The organism is Brevibacterium sp. ACRRH (assembly GCF_022346365.1).
Lineage (GTDB): Bacteria > Actinomycetota > Actinomycetes > Actinomycetales > Brevibacteriaceae > Brevibacterium > Brevibacterium paucivorans.
The window spans coordinates 50,806-77,046 of record NZ_JAKRMN010000001.1 but is presented as its reverse complement, the minus strand read 5'-3'; the positions used below and the strand labels follow the sequence as shown (position 1 = coordinate 77,046).

The window sequence follows — 26,241 nt, the reverse complement described above, 5'->3', positions numbered from 1 at the left end:
CTTCATGCAAAATCGGGCATGCGCGAACCAATATTAAACATGTGCTTGATTGCCGCCACTGACCGTTGCGCCGCTTTACCGTCACCATAAGGGTTCACAGCCTGCGCCATGCTGGCGTAATGCGCTTCGTCGTCAAGCAATTTAGTCACTGCATTGACAATCTGTTCACGTTCCGTCCCAACAAGCTCAACCGTTCCTGCGTCCACTGCTTCCGGCCGTTCGGTGTTTTCGCGCATTACGAGAACAGGTTTCGCCAGGCTCGGCGCTTCTTCTTGGATTCCGCCCGAGTCTGTCAGAACTATGTCAGACGCATTCATCACAGTTGTAAACGCGCCATACGAAACCGGTTCCGTGACCAAGACGTTTGAGCAATGCATGACTCGTGGAAGCACGGCTTCCCTTACAAGCGGATTCTTGTGAGCCGGTAGCAAATAGGTGACGTCTGGCCTATTTGTTGCCAGTTCATTGAGCGCATCCCCGATGTTCTCCATTGAGCGACCCAAGTTTTCACGACGGTGCGTTGTAACTAACACTTTTGGCCCGGTTGCTGCGAGATAGTCGCGAGTTGCTTGGTCCTCAGGTTCGACCTGAAGATCCACTGCCATTTGCAATGCGTCAATCACAGTGTTTCCGGTTACAGCAATTGCGTTTGAGTCTATTCCGTCATTTTCAAGGTTTGCGCGCGACCTTCCAGTGGGCGCCAAATGCAATGAAGCGATTTGACCCGTCAGTTTTCGGTTCGCTTCTTCGGGAAACGGGTTGAACAGATTTCCTGAGCGCAAACCCGCTTCAAGATGGATGACCGGGATTGAACGGTTAAAAGCGGCAATTGCAGATGCCATCACCGTGGTCGTGTCCCCTTGAACCACAATTGCGTCGGGAGCCAAGTCGACCAGCTCTTTATCGACTCCTTGGATCACCCGCGCCGTAATCTGGTTGAGCGACTGTCCTTTAGCCATGATGTTCAAGTCACGGTCTGGCTGGATACCAAAAAGCTCGTTTACTTGATCCAGCATTTCCCGGTGCTGCGCTGTAACTAGCACCACCGATTCCAGTGCCGAGTCTGCTTCGATCTCTTTGATCAAGGGGGCCATCTTGATTGCTTCAGGGCGAGTTCCATAAATGGACAAAATGCGAGGTGACGAGCTCATCGGGAAGTAGACTCCTTACGAATACGGAATTTCATTCAAAGTTTAACAGCCATTAGGTTTGAAAATTTGAATGCCTTGGGGGCGCAATAACGCGATTAGCGTGCCTTGGGGCCATCTTGCGTAGTTTCGACAAGTCTTCGGTAATCTCCACCAATTGTTCTCGACCCTGTTCGCGCGCGTCCGCAAGCAATTTTTTTGCGATTTCCGCCTTTCCTTTGGCTTCGTTCCATGCCCACCATCGATACGCCTCTGCGACTTCTTCAGCAGAGCCGTCGCGAATGAAATCACCCTTATGCAACCAAATCGCACGGGTACACATCTCCTGAATCGTTTTCGCAGCGTGACTTACGAGGAAAACCGTTCCCGCATCGTCGAGCATACTCTTGGTAGCTTCTTTGCTTCGTTCATAGAAGGTTGCGTCACCTGTCGATAGGGCTTCGTCAATAAGCATGATCGAAGGTCTCGCTGCGACCGCAATTGCAAAACGCAAACGCGCGCCCATACCGGATGAGTATGTACCCATTGGTCGCCGAATAGCTTCACCCAGGGCCGAAAGTTCCACAATCTCGTCGACTCGCGATTCAGCTTCCTCAGGAGTCATACCCATTGCAAGACAGCCAAGCCGGATGTTTGCCAGGCCAGAAAGGTGAGGGTGAAGCGCAGCGCTCACACCCAATAGCATCGGTTGTTTACTGGCCAGGATTCGACCTGAGTCCGGTTGTTCGACACCTGCGATGAGTCGCAAAAGTGTTGATTTGCCTGACCCGTTTGAGCCAACAACGCCTACAAACTCTCCTGATCTTGCGACAAAATTAATGTTTCTGAGCGCTTGGACCTTTTCGCGTCTGAACGCTGCGGTAAGAGCCCCAGCGAAACCAGGACGCTGAGACGTAGCCCGCACACTGTAGCTCATGCTGATGTTTGCAACAGCTACCGTAATGTCGCCCGTATGAGCAGCGAGCTTACCCGTATCGTTCCATGCAGTCCGGTCAGAAAGTACTGCGTCGTCAATCTCTTGTGAGCCCATACGTACTTTCCCCCTGGTAGAAAAACAGGAATCCGAATACAAAAAACAACAGAGCCCAGCCCGCGCAGTTCAGCCACATCCATACTGGAGTGTCAACACCGTAGAGAAGGCTATTACGCACCAGCATTAGATAGCCATACATGGGATTGGCTTTCATGACTGACGACATCACCTCGTGTGTGACGAATCGGTCAATCGAAAAAAACACTCCTGAGGCGTAGAGCCAAAATCGAGTCAAGATCGATATTAAGTGGGACAAATCAGGGATGATATGACACAGCCGAGCAGCCGCGAATCCGATCCCCAGTGAAAACATGACCTGGAGCATGAAGGCGGGGATTATGTAAATCACGCGCCAAGTCAGGTTCTCTGATGGCGGAAGAGCCAGAATCATTAGCATCATGACGACGACGGACGGCACGAAGTTCATGATTTCTCTGACTACGACCGAAATCGGAATTGACGCGCGAGGAAATGTGAACGCCTTAATCATGGCTTGATTAGCTTTCACACTGCCAGCGCATGTTGTCAACACTCGCGTTGTAAATCCAAAAAAGAAAACCCCAATGAGCAAGTAGCCCAGAAAATTCTCGATACCACGCGAAGTTTGTAGGATAACTCCGAAAATGACAAAGAAAGCCAGCGCGTTCAGAATCGGCTGGATGACCATCCAAGCGATTCCTAGATAGTTTCGCTGATTTCCGCCTATAACTTTGGCGCGCGATTCCGCAATGATGAAGTGGCGTCTATGCCATATCTGACGAAAGTAGGCATTGAGCGGGACGCGAGCGTTCACCTGTCCAAGCGACCAGGCTGGAACCTCTATTGTTTCTAATTCACTTGATTTCGACTTCATTTCAACTTGTCCAGTTCCAGTTCGGACGACAACCCTTGGTACGTTGCCACAATATGTTCAACGCGCTTTGACCAACTCGCCGCTTGTTCTACCCATTCCCGACCGCGCGCAGAAAGCGCGCACCGCAAATTACCGTCATGTTGCAATTCCGTGATCGCATCTGCCCATGCCTTAGCGTCTCCGGGATTAGCTGTCATTCTTGCTTCTGATGGCAACGCCTCTACTAAACCAGGAACTTCCGACAATAGTACAGGCCGGCCGAGTCCGGCGGCTTCAACAGGTTTCAAAGGCGTAACTAAGCGACATACAGGGTCGTCTCTACGAGGAATACAGTACAAATCGAGTGCTTGGACAAACTCATGCGCTAACGTTTGAGGTACTCGTCCTGGAAACACTGCCGGAACGTCGTAGAGACGCGCCATCTCCTTGAGCGCAGGCAAGGCAACTCCGTCTCCCACTAAAAGCAGACGTACATCTTCTCCTTTTGCGCGCAGAAGAGAGATTGCATCGATGAGTGTGTCGAAACCTTCATAATCAACGATAGATGCGGCAGCGCCTACCCAAAATCCCTGCTGAGGAATGCCGAGCGTTTCTCTCACTTCATGAGGCGACCGCGACGTTTGAGCGTTCAATATACCTTCACCAACACCGTTGGGAACGACGCTTATACGTTCGCTGGGCACACCTCGGGCTACCAATGACTCTGCCATAGTCGCACCAAGGGTGACGACTCGGTCCGCAGATTTGGCAACATCTGATTCTATTTGCCGAAACCGAATGTACTTCTCTGACTTAATTGCCGTGCCAAAACCTTCTGGATGAGCCGAAGCCCATGTATCTTCAAGCATTCCGCGTACTTCATAAACCCAAGGAATACCAAGTGTTTCCGCTGCCTGGCGTGCCACTAGACCATTCACGAAGTGCGTTGTTGTGTGCAGAATCTTCGCGTCAGTTGCTCGGAGAAACTCCAAAAGGTACGTCAGCTGTTGGTCCAGCCTGGCTGACGGTGTCCGTTCCAGTCGCGTCGGGAGGTGACGAACATAATCGACCCCGTCAACGGTTTGCACGGGACCAGGGCACCACTTCCCTACCAACGTGGGATACCCGGTTCGGGTCAAAGCGGCAACTGATAAACCGGAGTTTTGAACACCTTTAAGTACTTCGTGGGTACGAATTGTGTAACCCGACTGCGTATAAGGGAGGGAATTGTTGACCATATAAGCAACATCGACGTTAAGGTCCGCGCCGGTGGCTACACTTACAGATTTACCAACAGTTGGCGCCCATTCTCCCGAGTACAGTCGCAATTCAGAGGCAAGACGTCGTTTTAGCTGACTTCCTCGTGGAGCACGCTCGACAGCTCTTGTCATGTGCCCGGAGTACCACAGAGCTCTCGCCTCGATTTTGTGTCGACGTGACGTGTTTCGCACGCTTGCTGCTAGTCGTATTGCAGATTCTGGTTGCCCCAGGTGGAGAGCAAGTTCACCAAGCACACCTGCCGATATCCCTCTTGGGCTTGACTCCTCAATGATGTTGATTGCTTCGCGGTTCTTTCCCAAGCACCAGGCGCCAATAGCCCGCGCCGTGTGAGCCGGAAGCTTACTCATAGTAGCTCCAACAATCCGCACAGTACGCCCAGGAAACCTGCGGACCACCTGCATCCCAAAAAAGACTGGGTCAGTGGCAACGTGGTCTGCCACGACTAAAGACAGACCAATAACCTGTTTCAACCCGAACGTGATACTCATTGTGTCACCTCGAACAGTACACGTTCCAGACGTCTCCCTGCACTCTCCGGCGACGCGTTCTCTGAAACCCACTTCTGGGTGTGGCCAATGTTGTTACCCAGTTCCTGCTTTTCAGCTAAGGCATTGAGCAACGCTTTTAGCACTTGCGAATTACCGGGCGTTGAAATGTCACCTGCTTGGGAGTTCGCAACAATTGAAGCTGCCTCGCCACCCAATACCCCAGTGACATGCTTCCCTCGCGCCATCACTCCGTACAGTTTTGAAGGAACGGTCATCTCAAAGGCCTGCAATGGCGCAAGGGTAACGAGACCCGAGTCGGCCCAGTTCCAATGTTCTTCTAACTGCTCCTCCACTGTTTGCGGGTAAAAATGAACGTTGTTGATTCCTGCAGCTTGTAGCTTCAACTGCTCCTTCGCAGCCCCGTCACCCACGACACGCAACGTCACATGCGGAGTGTCTCGCACCGCGTCGACGACGTGTTCAAGCCCTTGCGACCTCCCCACCGTCCCCACGTACAAAAGGTTCAGAGTGCCTTTCTTTTTTGGACGTGAAGGTGAAGGGTGTGGTTCAGCCACGTTACGAATGAGGTGAACGTTGCTCATTCCACGTTCCTCGGATACCCGTTTGAATGCCTTTGTGGTAACGATTACTGCATCCGCTTGTTTTTGCGCGCGGATCAAAAGCTCGGGGATAAATTTTCGTTCCAAAGCACTCGATATTCGTTTGGGCAACAAACTCTTGGTCGCGCCCTCGACCAACTGGGTTTGCCATATGAGATCTGGCCATGCGTCACGCACTTCCGCGATGTGTGGCACGCCTAGAATTCGTGATGCCAGCTCCCCTGCAAAGAGCATAGGCAACCCGGGGGTCGTCGATATGACAACATCGGGTTTGCGTCTGCACATATACGTTGTCGCGAATACCTCTACTAGGCTAGAGATTGCTTGGTCCAGCATCTGCACTGCCATCGAGCCAGAGTACGGGACGTATGGTACGCGCAAAACTCGTTCACCATGCTTGCCTGGTTCCCACACCCACACCTTGTCCTGGGTAAACCGACGTCCCAAGGGATAGTGAGGAACAGGAGCACACACCGCGACTTCATGTCCACGTTTGATTAGGAAGTCGACCAGGTAGTTCCAGCGTTTTTGTGGGGCTCCTACCTCGGGCTGGTAGTAGTGCGTCATCAATAGCACTCTCAAGGCTGCACTCGCTTCTGTCGCGCGGTGTTCACAATGTGCGGGAGCGCTGCGTACCCGACTGATACCAATCCCCAGACCATAACTACAAGCAACCTACTGGCAGTGAATGTCACCACACAACAAGCTATGACCGAAACGGCAAAAATTGCGCCTACCGCTTCGTGGCTCACGCCAGCTTGGTTGAGTCGCTGGTAGTAATGCTTACGGTGGGGTTGAAAAATATTCTCGCCGGCGTAGACCCTTTTCACAATCGTGACCAGAACATCAAACAACGGTATGACAAATGGAGCAGCAATCATCATGCGAGAGGCACCACTGATCCATAAAAGCCAAAACAGCGCGATTGCTATGCCACCAATTGCGTAACTGCCTACATCGCCTAGAAACGCGCGCGCAGGGGACTTATTGATAGGGAGGAAAGCTACGGCAGCTCCAGCTAGTGATGTTGCGACCCCCGCAAGCAAAGTTTGACCTGCACTAACCGCAATGACTGCATACCACAGCCCAATCAGCGCCGCCCATCCCGTGATGAGCGTATTCACGCCGTCCATGAAGTTAATTGCATTGACGGAAAGCACGACGGACGCGGCTATTGCGAATACAACAGACCATCCCCATGGTGAAAGGAGGAACACCAGGAAACCAAAAACTAGGCCCAATACGATTTGAAAGAACAAACGCGTCGTTGCCGAAAATGAATCCAAATCATCAGCTAGCCCAACCGCACCACATACAACAGCAGCCGCAAGTGCCATGCTTGCAACTACCCATCCGTGCCCAAGCGGTTCGTCGAAAAAGGTATGCACCACAACAGAAGTAACACCGCCAACCAAGTACCCAGCTATCACTCCAATTCCGCCACCGCGGACCACAGGGGTGTCGTGAGACGACCGTGCAGTGGGGTGATCAAGAACTGCGTGGCGTTGCAAACCAGGAATTACAAGAAACCGATTGACCGCATAGCCCAGAACTAACGCGACCCCAAATCCCAGTATGAGTGTCACTGTTCTTCTCCACTCTGTTGAGCAATCAGTTCCACTAGAGACAGTGGTGATGTTGAAGGTTGCGCTGGGTTCAGGGCGTTTTCTTGTGCGTCAGTCATGCAGTCGCTTTGATGTATCAGCGACAAGAGTTGAGTGCGCAACTCGGCATCGCGCCGGTGACCTGCCAACCGTCCAGCAGCGACAATAGACCGCACGTGCTCTAGCGAGATTGGAGAAATCGATACCTGTGAAATTAACGGGTGACCAGGTCGGTTATCCGACTCTCCTGCCGCCAGCCTCACTTCCTCGGGCTTCTCCCCGTCGCGCAAGCCTGTGTAGACGATTTCGATGTCATCACGTCCAGATAACGCGATGACACGTTTAGCTAGGTCTTCAATGAGCACAGGTTCGCCCATATCCAGAACGAGGGTTTCGCCGGGGTTACCCAGGGCGCCGGCTTGCAACACCAAATCACACGCTTCGGTGGCTGCCATGAAGTAGCGTTTGACGCCAGGAGCTGTCACCGTGACTGGCCCACCTGCTTGCACTTGAGCAACAAATGTGCCCAGGACCGACCCACGTGACCCAAGAACATTTCCAAACCGCACCGACATGTACCTACGACCGGTCTGACGGGCCACCTCGGCGACAGCTCTTTCAGTTAGGTATTTCGAAGCACCAAGCACTGAGGACGGGTCGGCAGCCTTGTCAGTAGAAATATGAACGAAACTTTCGACGTCGTTTTCGACAGCGGCATCGAGTAGCGACAAACTTGCGCCGACGTTCGTCTTAACAGCCTCGTCGGGAAAGCGTTCAAGAAACGTCAAGTGTTTCAAAGCCGCCGCGTGGAAGATAATGTCTGGTTTGACGTCTGCCACCATTGATCGGACAAATCGCCCGTCGCGTAGATCGCCAAGTATCAGGTCATCACTCGTCAAAAGTGCCGATCCCTCAAGAATGAGTTGTGTCGAATGAAGACCACTTTCGTCACGGTCGGTCATTACCACTCGTTTTGGCGCGTACTTGACCAACTGTTTGCACAAAACTGATCCGATTGATCCGCCAGCTCCTGTGACGAGGATGGTCTTTCCGGTCAGATAGTCGGCGATTTCGTCGACGTTGGTGTTGATCGGCTGACGTCCTACCAGGTCATCGAACTCAATACTGCGGAAAAAGCCAGGACGCGACATGATTGGGGCGATCTGGTTCATGGTCTGTCGCCGTTGATCTTCTGCTCGCAAATGCGGTAACACACGAAGATCAAGTTCCCGAGCACTTGTCTCTTTAACAATGCTGTCGACTTTGTCCGAGGGCAAAGAGTTCGACGCTAAAACAACCAGATCGGGTTTCATTTCGTCGAGCAATTCGGGTAGCGCAGTAAGGGCCCCTAGGACGCGCACACCTTCAATACGCAAGTGGCGTTTTGCCTTGTCGTCGTCAAGGAAACCCACAACGACAAACTCTTCGCGAGGGTCCTCGGCAATCATCCGATAAGCAGTGCGACCGTGTACACCCGCACCGATAATAAGCGCCTTTTTTGCGCGGTTATTCTGGATGCGTCGTCGCTGAGTCCACGCCGTATCGAGCCATGACAGCGTACCGATTGCAACGATCGTGAGCGCCCCTGCTGTCAGCGGAACGCTGATCGGAATTTCAAGGGTTAACCACGGCAACAAGAAGGCTAAATAGAGCAGACCTGTTGCGATCGCGGTTAGCGAACCGATCGCCATCAATTCATCGCCAGAAGCCTTCCAAAAGCGCCCCCGGTAAACGGTCAGCGGGCCAAGCACGACGAAAAAGAGGAACCCGCACAACGCCGCAATAAGAATGTGCGTGTAGTTGGGGGTGGTAACGCTGAAGTCATAGCGGACCATCGCGGCAACCCACACCGCCACCGCATACACGAAGCCGTCACGAAGCGCTCGGACAAATGCCTGCTTGGTCGTACGAAGAGACCTCGCAGGGAAATTTGTCGCAGTTGGCTTTGGCTGACTAGGGGAAGCTATGGCTTGGTCCTTACTCACACAAAAATGAAACTTGCGAAACCAGTATAGTTCTCAATCCCTAGCTATTCGTCGAAGCTCGTCCACGAGAGACTCGTAGGTCTGCGCATCGTAGTGGTAGGGAGCAACCCCCCACTTATGGTCGCGCGCACTTCTCACGTCTTGGGCCCCCCTGCGAATTACAGAGTCCGTAAGCGTGCTCGCAAACTCGAAGTAGCGCGCAAAAGTGTCGTTGGCTTCGGCTACACGCTGGTGACGGGCGTCAGCATCAGGCAGTGTCGAGTCGAATAGATCATTGGTTACACTCCAAATCGCACGGCCTGAAACTATGCCGGTTCGTGCATTCGACCAGTTTCGCTTGAATGTCCGAGCGAGTCGGCCCGCTTTTCTTCGATTGTGCGATGACCAACGTTCATCATCGAACGTATCCGCCCAGGCGACATCCATGAGCACCGTTGGTGCGTCGACGGCCTTAAGCTCGGCCATGTTTAAGGCGAACCCCTTCTTCCATAGATCGAAATGTTCATCCGACCCAAATTCGATGAAGCGGTAGTTCTTTTGACGGGCTATCGCGTCGATTCCAAGTTTGAAGGCTTCGATCGAGTTTGTGAGGTAACGTCCCTCCTGGTCAGCCCACACACCGCGGCGTTCGTCAACTAAATCGATCAAAATAAGATTGAGGTCGTCCCCTTTCAATCTCTTCACAGCATCTGCGCGTGCATCTCCTAGATACGACTTTCGCTGGAACTCAGATTCGAGCGCGGTACTCGCTGGGGCGTGGTCACGCATTGGGTTCAACCGAGTTATTGAGGACTGTCGTGCTACGTAGACGCGGGGATCGCATTCCGCCCAGTATTCACACGTATCCCGAGAAACGCACGATCCGAAGATCCCCACAGCTACGTGATTCTCCTCGTTTGAACTCATACCACCATCTCGCACAGTCATCGTTCTTCACTTGGTCACACAATAGCCTCTTATGGCACATCGATGTGTGAAAATAGGGGAAAGTAGGCCGTTAGGAGGAAGTCGTGTCCAAGATCCACATGCTTCGAAAAGCACTGTGGCACCTGCGCATGGGCGGAGTCGGCCAACTCAAAGAATGGTCTAGACGGTCTAAGACTGAGCAGTTAAATCGAGCTGGATTCCGTAACAGAGATAAATTCGAGTATTACCCAGCTGAACCGCTTGAGCGACCAAAACGATTCCCCGATCTCAACGTTGGCGTTATTCTTGACGACTTTTCGCTCCAAGCCTTCGCCCCAGAATGGAATCAGATTGAGCTTGCGCGAAACTGGAATGGCCAGTTAGACAACCTCGACCTCGTTTTCATCGAATCTGCGTGGAACGGAAACCACGGGAAATGGCAGTACCAACTCACGGGCGAAAATGGCGTCAAGGATGACTTCAAAAACCTGCTCGCAGATTGTCGAAACCAAGGAATCCCTACCGTTTTCTGGAATAAGGAAGACCCCCCGCATTTTGAGGATTTCATCGAAGCTGCCTCGCTTTTCGACTACGTTTTCACAAGTGATTCCCGTCTCATTCCTGAATACACGAAACGCCTGGGCCACGAGCGAGTCAGCGCGCTCATGTTTGCTGCTCAGCCCTCCGTCCACAACCCTGTTCGCGCGGTTGGAGAACGAATAGCAGACGGAGTGGCGTTCGGAGGAATGTACTTTGCGCATAAGTTTCCTGAGCGGCGCGAACAGATGGAGTGGCTCCTCCCTGCGGCTAAGTCTGCTGCAGAGAAAACTCGTGAGCGATTCGCAATTTTCTCACGCCAACTGGGTAAAGACCCCAGGTACCAGTTTCCACCGCCACTCGATACTTCGGTGGTGGGTTCACTGCCCTATGACGAGATGCTCACAGCATATAAAGACTTCAAGGTGTTCCTAAACGTCAACTCTGTTGTGGATTCGCCCAGCATGTGCGCCAGGAGAATCTTTGAACTCACCGCTTGTGGAACGTCCGTGGTCACAGCTCCAAGCGAAGCGACACGACAGGCGTTTCCCCCGAACGAGATCTTCCAACCTGTTAGTGAAGACGAAGCCTTTCACACCACTCGGGCTCTTTTGCGATCCCACGAGCTTCGTGACCGTTCCGTCCACCTTGCTCAGCGGCGCGTGTGGGAAAACCACACATATGCTCACCGAGCCGAGAAGGTAGCCCATGCTGCGGGACTCTCAATCTCCGATACAGCGCGACACAAGGTGTCTGTATTGGCTTCAACAAATCGTCCTCAGCAGTTGGCGCACCTTTTCTCGCAGGTCGGAAAACAGAGCGTGAACCCTGAGCTAGTTCTAATTACGCACGGCTTCACACCATCCCCAGAAAAAATCGACGAATTAGGACAGTCCAACGGAATCGCCGAGGTTGTCCACCGGGTTGCAGACACAGACCTCACCCTGGGCGAATGTTTGAATATGGCTGTTGGTCTGGCCTCAGGCACTGTCCTCGCCAAAATGGACGACGATGATTTGTACGGCGAACGCTACCTCGAGGATGCCTTGCACGCGCTCACGTATTCCGGCGCTGACCTCGTTGGAAAGAACGCGCATTACATGCATTTAGAAGCAGAAAACGTTACCGTGCTCCGGTTCCCGGAACGCGAGCACAAGTTCACCAACCTGGTCATGGGACCAACGATGGTGGGACCTCGAGAAACTTTTGAAACCGTACGATTTGCAACTCGTAGCACAGGGGAAGATACTGATTTTCAGGCTCGGGTTTTAGACGAGGGTGGAAAGATCTATTCGATGGACCGATTCAATTTCGTCCAAATGCGTAAGGAATCTCACGCTCACACATGGAGCGTCACTTCAGCCGAGCTCCTAGGAAACGGAGTCATTCACAGCTACGGTTTACCTAGCAACCATTGTTTTTTCTAGAACCAAACTAGATGAGTGAGGAAAAGCCATGACACAGGGTGTGGAGACATCCCAGCCAACCGTTGCAGTGATTGGCCTAGGTTACATTGGCCTACCGACCGCCGCTGCTCTTGCTAACGGTGGCGCAAAAGTAATCGGCGTCGATGTAAAAGAGTCTACCGTTGACGCGGTGAATCGCGCTGAGCTTCCTTTCGTGGAAGAAGGAATGCAGGAGGTTTTGACAAAGGCAGTCACGAGCGGAAACCTCACCGCCAGCCTCGAAACACCAGTTGCACAAAACTACATCGTGGCTGTACCCACCCCTTTTAAGGGTGACCACGAACCTAACCTGGCCTACATTGAGGACGCCGCGACTAAAATCGCGCCTCAGCTCAAGGGCGATGAACTGGTCATCCTTGAATCAACCTCTCCTCCCGGTGCCACTGAGCGCATGGCTCAGGTCATCCTGGACGCTCGCCCTGACCTGACCATGGAACCGGGCCAGGACAACTCAGTCTATTTCGCTCACTGCCCAGAACGCGTCCTTCCCGGCCGAATCGTAGAAGAACTGCGCACGAACGACCGCATTGTCGGTTCACTCAACGGCGACGCTGGTGAACGCGCACGCGACCTCTACAAGCTTTTCTGCGACGGCGAATTCCTGATGACTGACGCCAAAACCGCAGAATTGTCCAAGCTCGTGGAGAACTCATTCCGCGACGTAAACATCGCATTCGCAAACGAATTGTCGGTCATTTCTTCAGACCTCGGAATCGACGTCTGGGAGCTCATCGAACTGGCCAACCACCACCCTCGCGTCAACATTCTGCAGCCTGGCCCAGGTGTTGGCGGCCACTGCATTGCTGTTGACCCATGGTTTATCGTGTCGTCTGCACCTGAAACTGCCCGCATTGTTCGCGCCGCACGTGAGATCAACGACGCGAAACCAGAGTTCGTTCTCAACCAGATCATTCCGCAGGCAGAAAAGTTCACCGCCCCCAAGGTCGCTGTCTTGGGTCTTGCGTTTAAGCCCAACATTGACGACCTGCGCGAAAGCCCGGCAATGCTCATTACTGAACAGCTTGCCCAGCGTCTTCCGCAGGGTCAGATTCTGGCTGTCGAACCGAACATCAAGGAACTCCCTGCCAAGCTTGCAGAGTTCGAAAATGTGCAGCTGACCGAGCTCAACGATGCAATCCGCGACGCCGACATCGTGCTCTTGCTTGTTGATCACGATGAGATCAAGGCAGTTGACCCATCAACGGTCAACGCTGGGTTCGTCTACGACACCCGCGGAGCGTGGCGCACCAAGTAACCGCTTTTAAACAGAATGCCGGGGCTAGTTCAACATGAACTAGCCCCGGCATTTTTGTTTAACTACCAAGCACCGTTCTTAGCGGTTTCAGCAAACTGTGCGACTTCGCCGTTGGCGTACGCCTCTTGCATCCGTTTCTGTTCCTTCTCATCAACCACAATGATCGAAGCTTTACCAGCACGGCCCGGCCCCTTATTAGGTGCCGTAAAGAAGTGCATATCGCTGGCCCTAAGCCCACGCATTCCAAGCCCCATCTTCACCATCTTGTCGGACGAAAGACCGTCGTCGACCGTCACGTACGGCGAAAACTCCTTGACGATGTTGGAGATCTTCCCGGGGTCTGAAAGCGTGTTCCCTGACAAAGTTTTACGCATAACACCCTTCAGGAATTCCTGCTGGTGACGCATACGCGTGTAGTCACCGTCCGCGAAGTTCTTACGCGCACGCACAAAGTCCAGTGCGCGCTTGCCCTCGACGTTGTTTACACCAGCTTCAAAGTTCGACCCGTTCGACGAAAACGCTTCTTCAGACTTCACGTCAACGCCACCGAGCGCAGTGCTCAGTCCTTGGAAACCTTCAAAGTCGATAATTGCGACGTGGTGGATAGGCGCACCAATGAACTCGCTGAAAGTCTTAGTAGCCAATGGCAATCCACCGTACGACATCGCGGCGTTAATCTTTGCCTTTCCATGACCTTCGACGTCCACCCACGAGTCACGTGGAACCGACATCACGTAAATACCTGAGTTATCAGCTGGGATGTGCGCGATCAAGATCGTGTCTGACCGGAATCCACGAGCGCTCGTGTAGTCAACGTCTTTTTTCCTTGCGTCGGATCCCAGCAACAAGATGTTTGTGCCTTTTCCATCTTTGCTGGCGTCTGGTGGCGGGTTGTCACCGAAAATCTTGCTTGCCTCAATCTTCTGTGACCCCTTGTCCCACAGTGATTTGACGTACAGAAAGTACCCGCCAATAGCCGCAATCCCAAGGAGAACCAAAACAACTAGACCAGAAATGACCCACTTCCCAGCGGTCATTTTCTTCTTTTTTGCCCGAGGTCGTCGCAGCTGAGACTCCTCGCTGGTCTCGGGACTGTCATCGAAAATATCTGAGTGTGACACTGAAGCTCCGCACTGTCGTAAAAAGACCTAACGAATATTGTACGAGGTTCATACGGTCATTCCAGAATGCGAGGCCGCGTTCGAGGAATCTCCCATGAAATTAGACTGTCCTTATGATTAACGACGTTGTTATTTGCTCTCCTCTACGCACGCCAGTGGGCGGGTTCGGTGGCCAGTTTGCTTCGCTCACGGCACCTCAGCTAGCAACCCAGTTGCTCGAAGCACTGTTGGCAAAAAGCGCCTTGGACCCTGAACGCATCGACGATGTGATTCTTGGGCACGGTTATCCCACCATGGAAGCTCCAGCTATTGGACGCGTTGTCGCACTCGACGCTGGCTTGCCGATTCGCGTAGCCGGAAGACAGGTCGATCGACGGTGCGCTTCTGGCCTGCAAGCAATCCTGGACGCTGCCGGGCAAATCGCAACGGGAGGTGCTTCGCTGGTGGTTGCGGGTGGAGTTGAGTCGATGTCTGGTGCCGGATTCTTTGTGGACGGCATCAGGTGGGGTTCGGTCAACGGAACCGTCGACATGAAAGATTCCCTTCAACTTGGCCGGGTCACGGCAGGTGGCAAGAATCATGTCATTCCAGGTGGAATGATCGAAACTGCTGAGAATCTTCGTCGCGAATACGCGATTTCTCGCGAGGAACAAGATCAACTAGCGGTTGAGTCGCACAGGCGCGCGACGCGGGCGCAAAAGGCTGGGCATTTCATGGAAGAGATCGCGCCCGTTACAGTACCTGGCACCCGCAAGGTCGCTGAACATCAGATACACACTGACGAACATATTCGCCCCGATTCCACGCTAGAAAAGCTTGCGAAACTCTCCCCTATTTTAAAGAGCACCGATCCGGAGTCCACCGTGACGGCGGGCAATGCTTCCGGCCAGAATGACGGCGCCGCCATGTGCATTGTGACAACCATGCGAGAAGCTGAACGCAACGGGCTCACACCTCTTATGCGTCTGGTGAGTTGGGGTGTGAGTGGAGTGGCACCAGAAACCATGGGGCTTGGTCCAATTCCGGCAACCGAGTATGCGCTCAACCGCGCAAACCTTGCACTGCCAGACATGGATCTCATCGAACTCAACGAAGCGTTCGCAGCTCAAGTTTTGGCTGTTACTCGCGAGTGGGGCTATCCCGCGTTCTCAGAAACGACCTCGGCGTTTGACCGCCTCAACGTCAACGGTTCTGGCATTTCCTTAGGCCATCCGATCGGAGCGACCGGGGCGCGCATCCTCACCACCTTGGCGTACGAAATGCATCGAAGGGAAGCTCGCTATGGCTTGGAAACTATGTGCGTCGGTGGTGGCCAGGGGCTTGCAGCTATCTTCGAACGCATCGTGTAAGACGCTTTCTTTCCGCCCGGAAACTGTCAGTTCACCCAGTAAAACGTTCAGTTAGCACTGACTAACTGAACTGTTGTTACAGTGAGGATACGACCACACGGCCACTGGGCCAGGAAGGATGACTGCTGATATGCGGATTGTCACTTTTGTTAAGTACGTTCCGGACGCAGCTGGCGACCGGACTTTCGACGACGACAACACGGTAGACCGCGAAAGCGACGGAATTCTTTCCGAGCTTGACGAATACGCGGTAGAAGAAGCCCTGAAAATTAAGGAAGCTGTAGGCGATGCTGAAGTTATCGCGCTGACAGTTGGACCCGAAGATGCAGAAGACGCTGTTCGCAAGGCACTCCAGATGGGTGCCGACGCCGGTGTTCACGTCGACGACGAAGACCTCGAAGGTACATGTGCAGTGGGAACCGCAAAGGTTCTCGCCGCTGCGATCAAGGCATACGAAGAGGAAGAAGAGGAACAGGTTGACCTCATCCTCACGGGCCTTGCCTCCACCGACGGTGGCATGAGCGTCATGCCAGCCATGGTTGCTGAACTGCTGGGACGCCCTGCGGCAACTCAGGCTTCGGAAGTGACTGTTGAAGGTAGCACCGTTCGCGTCCGCCGCGATGGTGACACTTCCAGCCAGTTCATCGAAGTGAACCTGCCTGCAGTTGTGAGCGTGACTGACCAGATCAACGAACCTCGCTACCCATCGTTCAAGGGCATCATGGCGGCTAAGAAGAAGCCCATTGACTACTACGACCTTGAAGACCTTGAGCTCGATGAAGCTGAAGTTGGGTTTGACGGTGCGACCACCCAGGTGGTCAACGTCGCCGAACGTCCTCCACGCACCGCCGGTGAAATCGTCACCGATGAAGGTGAAGGTGGAAACCAGCTCGTTGAGTGGCTCGCTTCCAAGAAGCTCGTCTAATCAATCCGTCCAACTAACACAAAGGGAATCGAAACATGTCTGAAGTTCTCGTTCTTGTAGACCACGTGGACGGCAACGTACAAAAGTCCACATTTGAACTCCTCGCCGTTGCTCAGCAGGCCGGCGAACCAGTAGCAGTGTTCGTAGGGTCTGACGACCAGGCGCAGAACGCTGTAGCGTCGCTGGGCCAGTACGGTGCAACCAAGGTTCTTGTCGCTAACGACCCAGCTCTGAACGACTATCTGGTTGCTCCTAAGGCTGAACTGCTCGCGCAGCTCATTTCCGAGCGTCAGCCAGCTGGTGTTCTGGTGTCCTCGACCGCCGAAGGCAAGGAAATCGCTGGTCGTGCCGCAATTAAGTCCGGCTCCGGTGTCATCACTGACGCTGTTGAGGTGGAAGCTGACTTCACTGCTACCCAGTCGGTGTTCGCTGGTGCGTACACGGTCACCGGTAAGGTCACCAAGGGCACCCCGATTGTTGCCGTGAAACCAAACTCAGTGTCACCGGTTGAAGCTGGTGCGCAGGCAGCAGTTGAAGCTGTGAACTTCGCTGCTAGTGATGTAGCAAAGACCGCGCGTATTGTCTCGGTTGAGGAAAAGCCCACCTCGGGTCGCCCCAACCTCACGGAAGCTCCGATTGTTGTTTCCGGTGGACGCGGTACCGGTGGAGACTTTGACCCAGTCGAAGCTCTGGCAGACTCGCTCGGCGCTGCCGTTGGTGCCTCACGTGCAGCGGTGGACGCTGGCTGGTATCCACACGCGAACCAGGTCGGTCAGACCGGTAAGGTCGTTTCGCCTCAGCTGTACGTTGCTGCTGGCATCTCCGGGGCAATCCAGCACCGCGCTGGTATGCAGACCTCGAAGAACATTGTTGCAGTCAACAAGGATGCAGAAGCTCCTATTTTTGAGCTCGCAGACTACGGCGTGGTTGGCGACTTGTTCAACGTACTGCCACAGGCAACTGAAGCGATTAACGCGCGTAAGTAATGCTTGATCAAAAGTGGTGTGGTCACCGGCTGGTGGCCACACCACTTTTTTGTGCGAATTTGTCGTAAACCGTTCACGAGCATGCGTCACCTGACATAATGAAACTGGTCGCCCAAGCAAAAGTTTTAGGAGCTTCACATGAAGAAACGACTCGTCCTTCTTGCCGGAATTGGTATCGGATTTGTACTGGGTTCGCGTGCCGGACGCCAGAGCTATGAAAACCTCAAGCGCCAAGCAACCAACCTGTGGAATGACCCTAAGGTCCAGGACGGCATTGAAACTGCTCGCGAGCAGATCGAAGAAAAGGCTCCTGCTGTTGCACAGGCTGTCAAAGACAAGGCGCCTGTTGTTGTAGACAAGGTGAAGGAAGCAACCGACGCTGGTGTTGCTAAAGCTAAAGAAGCTACCAGCGACGTGAAGGCGAAGGTCGAAAACGACCCTAAGTCCGAAGTTCCTGACGACGTCGTGTCAGACCCAGCTACTCCTATGGACGAAGAAGGTCCAGCACCTACGAAGTAAGTGCTTCGTGAAGGGGCGGGTGGTTTTTGACCACCCGCCCCTTCTGCATTTACAGTAGTGACGACGTTAAACGGCACACGTTTTCTAGATACTTCTGCTTCAGCGAGCGTTTGCGCCACTGCTCAATGTTGAGCTCTTTCACCACCGGCACGTATGCTTCTTCTTCCAAGTCATACAGAGACGACGTAACCTCATCATCCACGATGAGCAGGCTAATCTCCATGTTCATAGCAAACGACCGCTCGTCCATGTTCGATGACCCAATCACCGTGACATCGTCATCGACCAGAATGAACTTCGAGTGCAGAATCGTGGGCTTAGGGTAAAGGAAAATCTTTACCCCGTTCTCCATTAGCTCCTCGTAAAACGACTCTTGCGCGTACTGCAATATTGCGTGGTTTCCCTGCTCAGACACATAGATCCGAACATCAACCCCAGAGTGCGCCTCCGTAGTCAAAGCCTGCTTCAGCGACTCATTAGGCACAAAGTACGGAGTCACGATCACAATGCGCTTGTTCGCGTTATACACCAAGTGGTTAAACAACCTGAGGTTGTTTTCCAACGGAAAACCCGGCCCTGACGGCACCGCTTGAGCCATAATCCCGCCCTCGTGAGGTGGATCCATGGTCAGCTGCAACTCGTCAGAAATGATGTCGCCGGTCTCCGAATACCAGTCAGTCGCGAACACTGCATCCAACTCGTTGACCACAGGCCCCGTACACCTGATGGCCAGGTCTTTCCACTCAAAGCCCTTTCGCACATTCGCTCGTTTGTTGTACGTCTTGTCAATCGCGTTGAGCGATCCCGTAAATCCAACTTCACCGTCGATCACCACGATCTTGCGGTGATTCCGCAAATCGGGACGCTGATACTCTAACCGCCACGGTCGCACGGGTAAGCTGCGACGCCAGTCAATAGGTGAGTTATCCATGAGCTTCACCAGCTCTTTGTACCCCGGGTATCCCACGCATCCAATGTGGTCCACCAGCACACGCACCTGCACCCCCCGCTCCGCAGCTTCCTTCAACGAATCAAAGAACGGGGCAGTAGTCGAGTCATAGGCCGCAATATAAAACTCCACGTGTACGAACTTCTTAGCGCGCTCCACCTCTTTGGCCATCAAGCGGATAGCTTTGTGGTTATCAGGCAACAAGCTAAAAGAGTTCCCGTGCGTCATGGGGAGCGCACCCAGGGAGTAATTTAATTGCGCCGAGGTGCGCAGTGGTTCCGTGAGGTGCTCGGACTTGCCCAAGATGGCTTGGTCGTCTGTTTGCTCTTTGATCAGGTCATTGATTGTTTGCTGGTCTTTTCGGCGCTTTGCCGGCAACTTTGAACTACCAAAAATCAGGAACGCAATGATTCCCACATACGGGATGAAGAAAATGGCTAACAGCCACCCCAGCCCTACGGCTGGTTTGCGCCTGTACGGAACCCACCCCAGCGCAATGAGCCGAATCAGGATGTCGGGGATGATCAGTAGGGTAACCAGCCATGCTGGCCAGTCGAGTTCAAACAGTTGAGTTGCCCACAAGTCCACCATCCCAATTTAGCGCACGCGCAAGAACGCTAGTCCCCGCACGTGCGCAGAAAAGAATGTCGGGCTACGCCTCAACCATGAGTGTTACGGTCTGTGCGATGCAGGCTGGCTTGTCAGCACCCTCAATTTCGACAGTGTGGTTCATAACCACCTGCACACCGGATGACTTGCGATTCACCTCGGCAAGCTCCACGACATCACGCACGCGGGAACCCACCGGAACTGGCTGCGGGAAACGCACCTTGTTAAGTCCGTAGTTAATCATCATCTTCATTCCGGTGATGGTGAAGATCTTTGGGCTCAAACCAGCAATGAGGCTCAGTGTCAGATAACCGTGCGCAATCGTGGAACCAAACGGCCCTTCCTTGGCCCGCTCTTCATCGATGTGAATCCACTGGTGGTCATCGGTCGCATCTGCGAACTGAGAAACACGGTCCTGAGTAATTTCAAACCAGTCTCCAGTCCCTACTTGCTGACCGACCAAAGACTCGAGCTCTTCAACACCATTAATGACGCGGGGTTCTGACATTGCTTCTCCTTCGAAACTATTGCAAGCCTGTGAATATTTTTACCATCACTCAGCCACATCGTCCATGTCATCTTGCACTGGAATAACCCCTTGCTTGACTAGACGCTCTTCAGCTTCCAACCACAAACGACCAAGTCGTGCAGATTCTGCATGCGACATCAAGAGCCTATTTTTGTAGTAATAGGGGCCTGGTTCGAAAGTTAGCTCACCTAAATAGACTCCATTAGGGACGTCATACAGATCAACACGAACAAATGGCGAAGGAACAGCACTTGAAACTCGTTCCGCAGTAAACTTCAAAGCTTCCCAGTTTTTCGGCACTGTCGCTTCAACGATTGTATCGAGATGCTTTGCCGCCTCAGCAACCGAATACCGCTCACTTGTATCAGCATATGGGAGAAAGTTGCCGTCGAAATACATGAGTTCGCGTGTAGTTGGCGTGATATGTCGCTCAATGACGATCATTCCAATTACACCGCTGAAGCAGTAGCACTTAACATCTGGAATCGGAGCTGAGCCGTCATGGTCTCGCAACAGTTCCTCAGCATGAAAGTTTCCCTGTGATGTATTTTCAAAATATTTGAGCGCAATGCCACGCTCTTCTTCGAGGACGCTTTCCCTGTTGAATTCTTCATTTTTCTGGAGATCGTAGAGCGCGTTTCCGCGTTTTTCCAAAAGTCGGACGCCTTGGGAGGTACTTGCGAAATCGGGTTTTAACACGAATTCATTTGGTAACTGGTCAAAATCTAGATCAGACAACCGTCCGTAGAAATACTGCTGTGGTACACGAACACCGACAAACCGAGCGAACTTTTTAACCTCGTGCTTCTCGCCAAGGAAAATTGGGACGCCCTTTTCAAGTTTCGAAAGCCGACGCTTCATTAGCAAGTGATAATTCAACTCGGACCCCGAGGTTTCTGAACAAGTGGCTAGGAGTTCAACGAACAGTCTATGCTTCGCGACCCGTGAGCACTTCTGCCATTGCTTCCACATTTCCGGGTTGAACCGTTGTCATGCGTGTGTGAAAGTCACTGTGTTCGTGGATTACCGGCAAGTCAAACGCGACCACATCTAGACCGCAACTGGGCGCTTCAACGAGCGCATACCCAAACGATTCAACCAGGCTTGTGGAAATAAAACTACCTCCACTTCGAGCCGCCCCGCGATAGAAACTTGCCAGCTCCGCGGCAGACAGATTCATTCGCAAGTGAACTCGATGTTCGACGCGTAGGCTTGCTGCTTCTGCAAAAAACTCCGACGCAGGACCGGGCTGAGTTTCCAAGCTGATCACCACAAACGCATGGAATCGTTCTGGAAGTTGTGCAAGTAACCGCAATAGGTACTTCGATCCCTTACCGCGGTCAAAGCGACCGACCCAGATAAGTGGCGTAATCTCATCGCTGAACGTGTTGTAAGGCGCGTCCAACGCATCGTTGAAGAAGTAGGTGTCTACGCGGTTGGGGACCACTTCAAGCCTCCGCCGAAATCGAGGCTTGATCATTGGCAACACGTGAAACGCGCTGTAATGGGATGGAACCCTGAACACGTCTACGCGAGATTGGTCGAGAACGTCAAGCTCTTTCTTGACGACCGAAAACGCCCCAGAGTGGATCTCATAGACCAGCTCCGTGTTGTCTGGAACCTCTAGCGTGTTAGCAAGTTGCGGGTTTGATAGGACCGAAACACGATCATAGTCGCGGTTTGCCAGAACGTGGTTAATGTACTCAGCGAGTCGTGAACCAACTACTCTGCAGCTGAGGTTTGCGAACTCCTCAAAAGTCGCAACACCCCCCTTGTTCAATTCGAAAATAGCGTCATAATGGGCTTCCGGATTTGCTCGCGCACGACCACGAATGACCGAAGAAACACCACCACGCGAGCAGTTCTTGTACACAATCAGATTGTTACTCATGAGGAAAATCCCATCATCTCAACGTAGAGTTGCGCACGCGCATTCCACGTGTTTTCGGTTGCAAATTGGTCGATTCTGCTGAGTTCTTCATGGGTCATCGGCTGGTGCAACGCTTCATTAACAGCACTCACCAGTTCTTGAGGATTCCGGTACACCCACGTAGACGGAGATGAGTCTACTGATCCCATTGGCGACGACACAGTACGGAGCCCCCACGCCAGGTACTCGAAAAGCTTGTTGGGATCAACGCCTACAGACAGAGGACTCTGGATGAATGGAATAAGACCCACTCTCCACGATCGTGCGTACGATTCAATCTCCTCATGAGTTTTCGGACCAAGAATCGACACGTTACTTGGAACTTGCCCCAGTGCCGGGGCACCATGTCCAATGATCTCAAAACGCGCCTCGGGAAGTGCGCGAGCGAGGTGGAGTACGGCTTCCCAATCGAACCACGATGGAGTTAGGTGTCCCACATAGCCAACCGCAAGGTCCTTGTGCTTCCATACCTCGCTAGTGCGAAGTGACTTTGCACGTTCGACTACTTCTTCCCGCACTGCATTGGGAATTACACGGACATCGACGTCACGTTTAACGGTCAGGCTACGAACTTTCTGTTGGAGGGCAGGGCTCACGGTGATTACACGCTCTGCGCGTTCGATCATGCGCCTTTCCAAAGTCGACGTGTACCACTTTGAGTAGCCGACACGGTTGAATTCTTCCATGTCGTCACGCACGATATATAGCGTCTGCCATCCATGTGCAGTTGCTGCATCGACTGCACCGTTAGCTGAAAGCGACGGGAACGACGAGCACACGTACACTGTATTTTTTCCTTGCCTTCTACGCGCCACCATCGCAACAGCGTCATCAAAGTGTTCCCGGTTTGCTTGACAGACATTGGGCAATGGCCGTTCCGACATTTCACCGATCGAGCTAAACGGGAAGAAGAGAACATGGTGTCCAAGCTTGTTCAGTTCGCGCACGAGGTTGTTAGGACGAAGAGCTCGAGTATCGTCTCCCACCGGCGGAGCAGTCGTGTCCACAATCCACAACGGATCATCCGCCTTTATCGAATCTAAGAACTCTTCGAGGTGCCACAATGACTCTGCAGACCGCCTCCACTCCACCTTTGGAGCTCCTACTAAAAGTAGGCCTTTATCATTCCATTTATTGCCGCGAATCACAATTTCATGCGTTTCTGCACCGAAACTAAAATTTCTTTCAGTGACCTCCGTAATGTTTTTATCTGACACAGACACGTAGAAGTATCCACCGATTGCCGGAGAAATACCTAGATTCGTAGGCGGCAAAAGTACATTTCCTGATTTGTCTCGCAGTTCAACTGAAACCGGAGTGCGACTCTCAACTCCATCTCCAGCTAAACCGTGAACTTCGACGTTGACAGAAGTGGCACCCTCTGGTGGATTAAGTACAATTTTGTACGCTGGTGGATGAAGCGCGACATCATTGCCACTGGGAGTTGTTAAAACAGATTCAGAACTCGATTCGGAATTAAAGACAACTTGCCCAGAGTAGAACACATTTTTAATTTTTCTGTGCAGCTTACCTTTAAGCCTGAGTGACACCACATTATCGGGTACCTGAAATTCAAAGTGGTTATTCTTATATTCAGATGAAGAACCTGCTACATACCGAAAGTTCTTATAAGCACTCGAGTGCCCAGCGTCAGGTAGCTCAACCGGTTCAGACTCTTCAGTCAGAGCGACCACTTCAAGAACGGCGGCTTTCTCAGTTTCATTGTCGCACTTGATCTCAATGTCGACATAGACCCGCTCCCCAGGGAGGACGTCAAAGCTAACATCGAGTTCTTCAAACGGAGTAGCCACTGCGTTATCCATACCAACCTACTCAAACTATTAGCCTGAAGTTCGCCATCACCCATGAACTTCACGCTTAAATCATTCACCTAGAACCAAAAACCGTTTGCCCCGGATGAAGATTAAAATTACATACGTAGTTAATACTTTAACCGAAGTATAGGTAGCCAACGCTTAGGGCTTACCGTCAGATCGCCTCATTTGATTTGAAAGAGCTCGCGAATGTAGCAGTTCGTGCATACAGTGCTGTGCGCTACCCTGAGACAATATATGTTTCCGCTCATGTCGAAGTGGCCAAACCAGGTACAGTGAGGGCAGTGCGTCAGAGAGGAGCATCATGGTTGATCACGCACCCGCCACCCCGGTTAGCGACTTCGACCCACTGCAGGTTCCCATCCGCAAAGCCGTGAGCGTCCTCATGGTCCGCCACAATCCACACCTCGAACTCTTCGTCCAGCACCGCGTGACCACCATCGACTTCGCCGCCGGCATGGTCGTCTACCCCGGCGGCCGCGTAGACGATGCCGACTACCACTCCCCCATCACCGCCTCGGCCTCACACGCCCAAAAGTGGGCCCGCACCTGGGCCACAGACGCACCCACCATCAACGCGCTCCTCACCGCCGCCGTACGCGAAACCCGCGAAGAAACCGGCGCCACCTTAGACCCCACCGCCCTGCACCCGTGGGCCAACTGGACCACCCCACCGGGCCCCAAACGCCGCTTCGACACGTACTTTTACGTCGCCGACGCCCACAATCTCGCCGCCCAACACCAAACCACGGAAGCCACCAACTCCGAATGGGCACCTGCCCACACACTGCTGGCCGACTACAACGCCCACCGCCTCGACATGATGCGCCCCACCCTGCACCTGCTCAACGAAATCATCGAGCTGGGTAACGTCGACGCGATCCTTGAGGCGGCTACCCAACGCAGCATCGACCCCGTGCGCCCCACCACCGCCGACGCGAAAGACCTGGGCAAGGCTAGGTAGTCACGGGGGCGGGAGCCTCACACTGGCAACGGCAAGCACGCCACCGCCTCCCCAGCTCCCGCGCCGTCCGGCGGGATGATCACCAATCCGCGCGCCTGCGCCAATCCGCGCAACATGTTTGAGCCCCGCTTGTCGCATAGCTCCCAGCGGTGCAGGTTCGCTTCCGCGCCCGAGGTGTCCTGAGATTGCGCGCCTTGCTGCCCACCTTCTCGCGCCGAGGTGGCCACCGGCTTCGCTGGCATCACCCGCCACGCGGATCCGACGCCAGAGCGACCCTGGCCGGGGTCGAAATCGTGCCCAAGACTCACGGTCTGGGGCTGTTCGACGCCACGGCCCAGGGCACCTCGGATCACGTGGGTGAGCACTAGCCGCAACGCCACCATGGCCGCCAACGGGTTACCCGGTAGGCCCACATGCACCACCCCCGAATGTTCCATGAGAAACGTGGGGTGGCCCGGGCGCATGTGAAGTTCGGGGAACAGGACGCGACTGGGCTCGGTGTTGTCTCCGACCGAGCCAACCTCACCTGTGACGCGCCTCAGTGCCACGCGCCTGACCTCATCGACTCGCGAATGCCCGGTCCCACCCGTGGACACCACAACGTCACACTGACCAACCAGCGTCTCCAGCGCTACCTCGGTTTCCGCCTCACCGTCGCCGATTCGCACACTGGCAATCACCTCGGCACCCAACATGCGCACATACGCGGGCAACTGCGGGCCAAACGCATCACGCACGAACCCAGGCTGAGGCAGACCGGAGGCGACGACCTCGGTGCCAGTCAACAACAACCCCACCCGCGGCCGGGCACGCACCGGCAACGCGTCATGCCCCGCCACCGCCGCGAACGCCACCTGAGCGGGCGTGAGCACCTCCCCGGCACGGGCGACCAGGTCCCCAGTGAGAGCTTCGCGGCCGGCACGGCGGATGTTTCGGCCGGGTTCCAGGTCGCGCTGTGGCACCCCTGGCGCCAAGGAAACCCACTCAGCGCCCGCCCCGCCGGCATCACCAGCCTCGACCCGCAGCCACTCTTGTCGCACGACCGAGGTGGCCTCCGGCGGCACTAGCGACCCCGTCGCTACCGGCCACGCGCGCTCCCCCACAACCCACGGTCCCGGGCCTCGCACCGCGAACCCATCCATCGCCGAGGAATCATAATGCGGCACATCCCGCACCACGCGCACGTCCTGGGCAAGCACCTCACCAACGCACTCGGCCAACGGGCGCGTGACCTGCCGGGCGGACAGGCGAGCGCCACTTTCGTACGCCATCCGCATGGCGTCCAGTGGGTTCGGCGCCTGGGCGGGGGTTGCCCCGGGGCCCCAGGCTCCAACCTGCCCGCTTTGTGCTGTACCGTTTTCGACCATAGG

General features: G+C 53.9%; 22 protein-coding genes. 7 read left to right on the top strand and 15 right to left on the bottom strand.

What is annotated here, in order from left to right; all coding sequences use genetic code 11:
- Positions 1 to 2: 2 nt before the first annotated feature.
- From wecB to MHX53_RS00305, 8 genes are all read right to left on the bottom strand, one after another.
- Positions 3 to 1,151, bottom strand: coding sequence for a UDP-N-acetylglucosamine 2-epimerase (non-hydrolyzing) (wecB, locus tag MHX53_RS00340; RefSeq protein ID WP_239270847.1), 1,149 nt, complete (start codon positions 1,149 to 1,151; stop codon positions 3 to 5).
- 52 nt (positions 1,152 to 1,203) lie between these two features.
- Positions 1,204 to 2,178: an ABC transporter ATP-binding protein gene (locus tag MHX53_RS00335; protein WP_239270846.1), complete on the bottom strand. Its 975-nt coding sequence runs from the start codon at positions 2,176 to 2,178 to the stop codon at positions 1,204 to 1,206.
- On the bottom strand, positions 2,159 to 3,034 hold the full coding sequence (locus MHX53_RS00330) for an ABC transporter permease (RefSeq protein WP_204515064.1): 876 nt from the start codon (positions 3,032 to 3,034) through the stop codon (positions 2,159 to 2,161). The genes MHX53_RS00335 and MHX53_RS00330 overlap by 20 nt, the downstream gene beginning before the upstream one ends.
- A complete protein-coding gene (locus tag MHX53_RS00325; protein ID WP_239270845.1) occupies positions 3,031 to 4,404 on the bottom strand; it encodes a glycosyltransferase family 4 protein in 1,374 nt (457 codons plus the stop codon). The genes MHX53_RS00330 and MHX53_RS00325 overlap by 4 nt, the downstream gene beginning before the upstream one ends.
- Positions 4,405 to 4,778: 374 nt before the next feature.
- A complete protein-coding gene (locus MHX53_RS00320; protein WP_239270844.1) occupies positions 4,779 to 5,969 on the bottom strand; it encodes a glycosyltransferase family 4 protein in 1,191 nt (396 codons plus the stop codon).
- A gap of 11 nt (positions 5,970 to 5,980) precedes the next feature.
- Positions 5,981 to 6,739, bottom strand: coding sequence for a hypothetical protein (locus MHX53_RS00315; protein ID WP_239270843.1), 759 nt, complete (start codon positions 6,737 to 6,739; stop codon positions 5,981 to 5,983).
- Between the two features lie 245 nt (positions 6,740 to 6,984).
- Entirely contained in the window at positions 6,985 to 8,991 is a 2,007-nt protein-coding gene (locus MHX53_RS00310; RefSeq protein WP_239270842.1) for a polysaccharide biosynthesis protein, read from the bottom strand.
- Between the two features lie 33 nt (positions 8,992 to 9,024).
- Positions 9,025 to 9,897, bottom strand: a complete 873-nt coding sequence (locus MHX53_RS00305) for a DUF6270 domain-containing protein (protein ID WP_239270841.1) — start codon at positions 9,895 to 9,897, stop codon at positions 9,025 to 9,027.
- A 104-nt stretch (positions 9,898 to 10,001) separates the two neighbouring features.
- Here MHX53_RS00305 and MHX53_RS00300 point away from each other — a divergent pair, with 104 nt between their 5' ends.
- Positions 10,002 to 11,861, top strand: a complete 1,860-nt coding sequence (locus tag MHX53_RS00300; RefSeq protein WP_239270840.1) for a glycosyltransferase — start codon at positions 10,002 to 10,004, stop codon at positions 11,859 to 11,861.
- A 28-nt stretch (positions 11,862 to 11,889) separates the two neighbouring features.
- The gene (wecC, locus tag MHX53_RS00295; protein WP_239270839.1) at positions 11,890 to 13,155 is read left to right on the top strand and encodes a UDP-N-acetyl-D-mannosamine dehydrogenase; all 1,266 of its coding nucleotides are present in this window, start codon (positions 11,890 to 11,892) and stop codon (positions 13,153 to 13,155) included.
- A 62-nt stretch (positions 13,156 to 13,217) separates the two neighbouring features.
- Here wecC and MHX53_RS00290 read toward each other — a convergent pair whose 3' ends face one another.
- Complete coding sequence (locus MHX53_RS00290) at positions 13,218 to 14,276, bottom strand: LCP family protein (protein WP_239270838.1); 1,059 nt, start codon at positions 14,274 to 14,276, stop codon at positions 13,218 to 13,220.
- 113 nt (positions 14,277 to 14,389) lie between these two features.
- On the opposite strand from MHX53_RS00290, the gene MHX53_RS00285 reads away from it, so the two are divergent.
- The 4 genes from MHX53_RS00285 (at position 14,390) to MHX53_RS00270 (ending at position 18,055) form a co-directional block, all read left to right on the top strand.
- On the top strand, positions 14,390 to 15,625 hold the full coding sequence (locus tag MHX53_RS00285; protein WP_239270837.1) for an acetyl-CoA C-acetyltransferase: 1,236 nt from the start codon (positions 14,390 to 14,392) through the stop codon (positions 15,623 to 15,625).
- A gap of 130 nt (positions 15,626 to 15,755) precedes the next feature.
- Positions 15,756 to 16,550 (top strand): electron transfer flavoprotein subunit beta/FixA family protein, encoded by a 795-nt coding sequence (locus MHX53_RS00280; RefSeq protein WP_239270836.1) that lies wholly within the window; start codon positions 15,756 to 15,758, stop codon positions 16,548 to 16,550.
- A 35-nt stretch (positions 16,551 to 16,585) separates the two neighbouring features.
- Positions 16,586 to 17,536 (top strand): electron transfer flavoprotein subunit alpha/FixB family protein, encoded by a 951-nt coding sequence (locus MHX53_RS00275; protein ID WP_239270835.1) that lies wholly within the window; start codon positions 16,586 to 16,588, stop codon positions 17,534 to 17,536.
- Between the two features lie 138 nt (positions 17,537 to 17,674).
- Positions 17,675 to 18,055 carry a hypothetical protein gene (locus tag MHX53_RS00270; RefSeq protein WP_239270834.1) on the top strand — a complete coding sequence of 127 codons (381 nt, stop codon included), beginning with the start codon at positions 17,675 to 17,677 and terminating at the stop codon, positions 18,053 to 18,055.
- A gap of 49 nt (positions 18,056 to 18,104) precedes the next feature.
- On the opposite strand, the gene cls is transcribed toward MHX53_RS00270, so the two are convergent.
- From cls to MHX53_RS00245, 5 genes are all read right to left on the bottom strand, one after another.
- Positions 18,105 to 19,595 carry a cardiolipin synthase gene (gene cls, locus MHX53_RS00265; protein ID WP_275433411.1) on the bottom strand — a complete coding sequence of 497 codons (1,491 nt, stop codon included), beginning with the start codon at positions 19,593 to 19,595 and terminating at the stop codon, positions 18,105 to 18,107.
- A 61-nt stretch (positions 19,596 to 19,656) separates the two neighbouring features.
- On the bottom strand, positions 19,657 to 20,121 hold the full coding sequence (locus MHX53_RS00260; protein WP_239270832.1) for a MaoC family dehydratase: 465 nt from the start codon (positions 20,119 to 20,121) through the stop codon (positions 19,657 to 19,659).
- A 45-nt stretch (positions 20,122 to 20,166) separates the two neighbouring features.
- Positions 20,167 to 21,003, bottom strand: coding sequence for an ATP-grasp fold amidoligase family protein (locus MHX53_RS00255; RefSeq protein ID WP_239270831.1), 837 nt, complete (start codon positions 21,001 to 21,003; stop codon positions 20,167 to 20,169).
- A 67-nt stretch (positions 21,004 to 21,070) separates the two neighbouring features.
- A complete protein-coding gene (locus MHX53_RS00250; protein ID WP_239270830.1) occupies positions 21,071 to 22,033 on the bottom strand; it encodes a glycosyltransferase family 4 protein in 963 nt (320 codons plus the stop codon).
- Positions 22,030 to 23,895, bottom strand: coding sequence for a glycosyltransferase (locus tag MHX53_RS00245; RefSeq protein ID WP_239270829.1), 1,866 nt, complete (start codon positions 23,893 to 23,895; stop codon positions 22,030 to 22,032). Before MHX53_RS00245 ends, MHX53_RS00250 begins: the two co-directional genes overlap by 4 nt.
- A 316-nt stretch (positions 23,896 to 24,211) precedes the next feature.
- Between MHX53_RS00245 and MHX53_RS00240 the strand changes: the two genes are divergently transcribed.
- The gene (locus MHX53_RS00240) at positions 24,212 to 24,871 is read left to right on the top strand and encodes an NUDIX hydrolase (protein ID WP_239270828.1); all 660 of its coding nucleotides are present in this window, start codon (positions 24,212 to 24,214) and stop codon (positions 24,869 to 24,871) included.
- A gap of 17 nt (positions 24,872 to 24,888) precedes the next feature.
- On the opposite strand, the gene MHX53_RS00235 is transcribed toward MHX53_RS00240, so the two are convergent.
- Positions 24,889 to 26,238 (bottom strand): molybdopterin molybdotransferase MoeA, encoded by a 1,350-nt coding sequence (locus MHX53_RS00235; RefSeq protein ID WP_239270827.1) that lies wholly within the window; start codon positions 26,236 to 26,238, stop codon positions 24,889 to 24,891.
- Between the last annotated feature and the right edge of the window lie 3 nt (positions 26,239 to 26,241).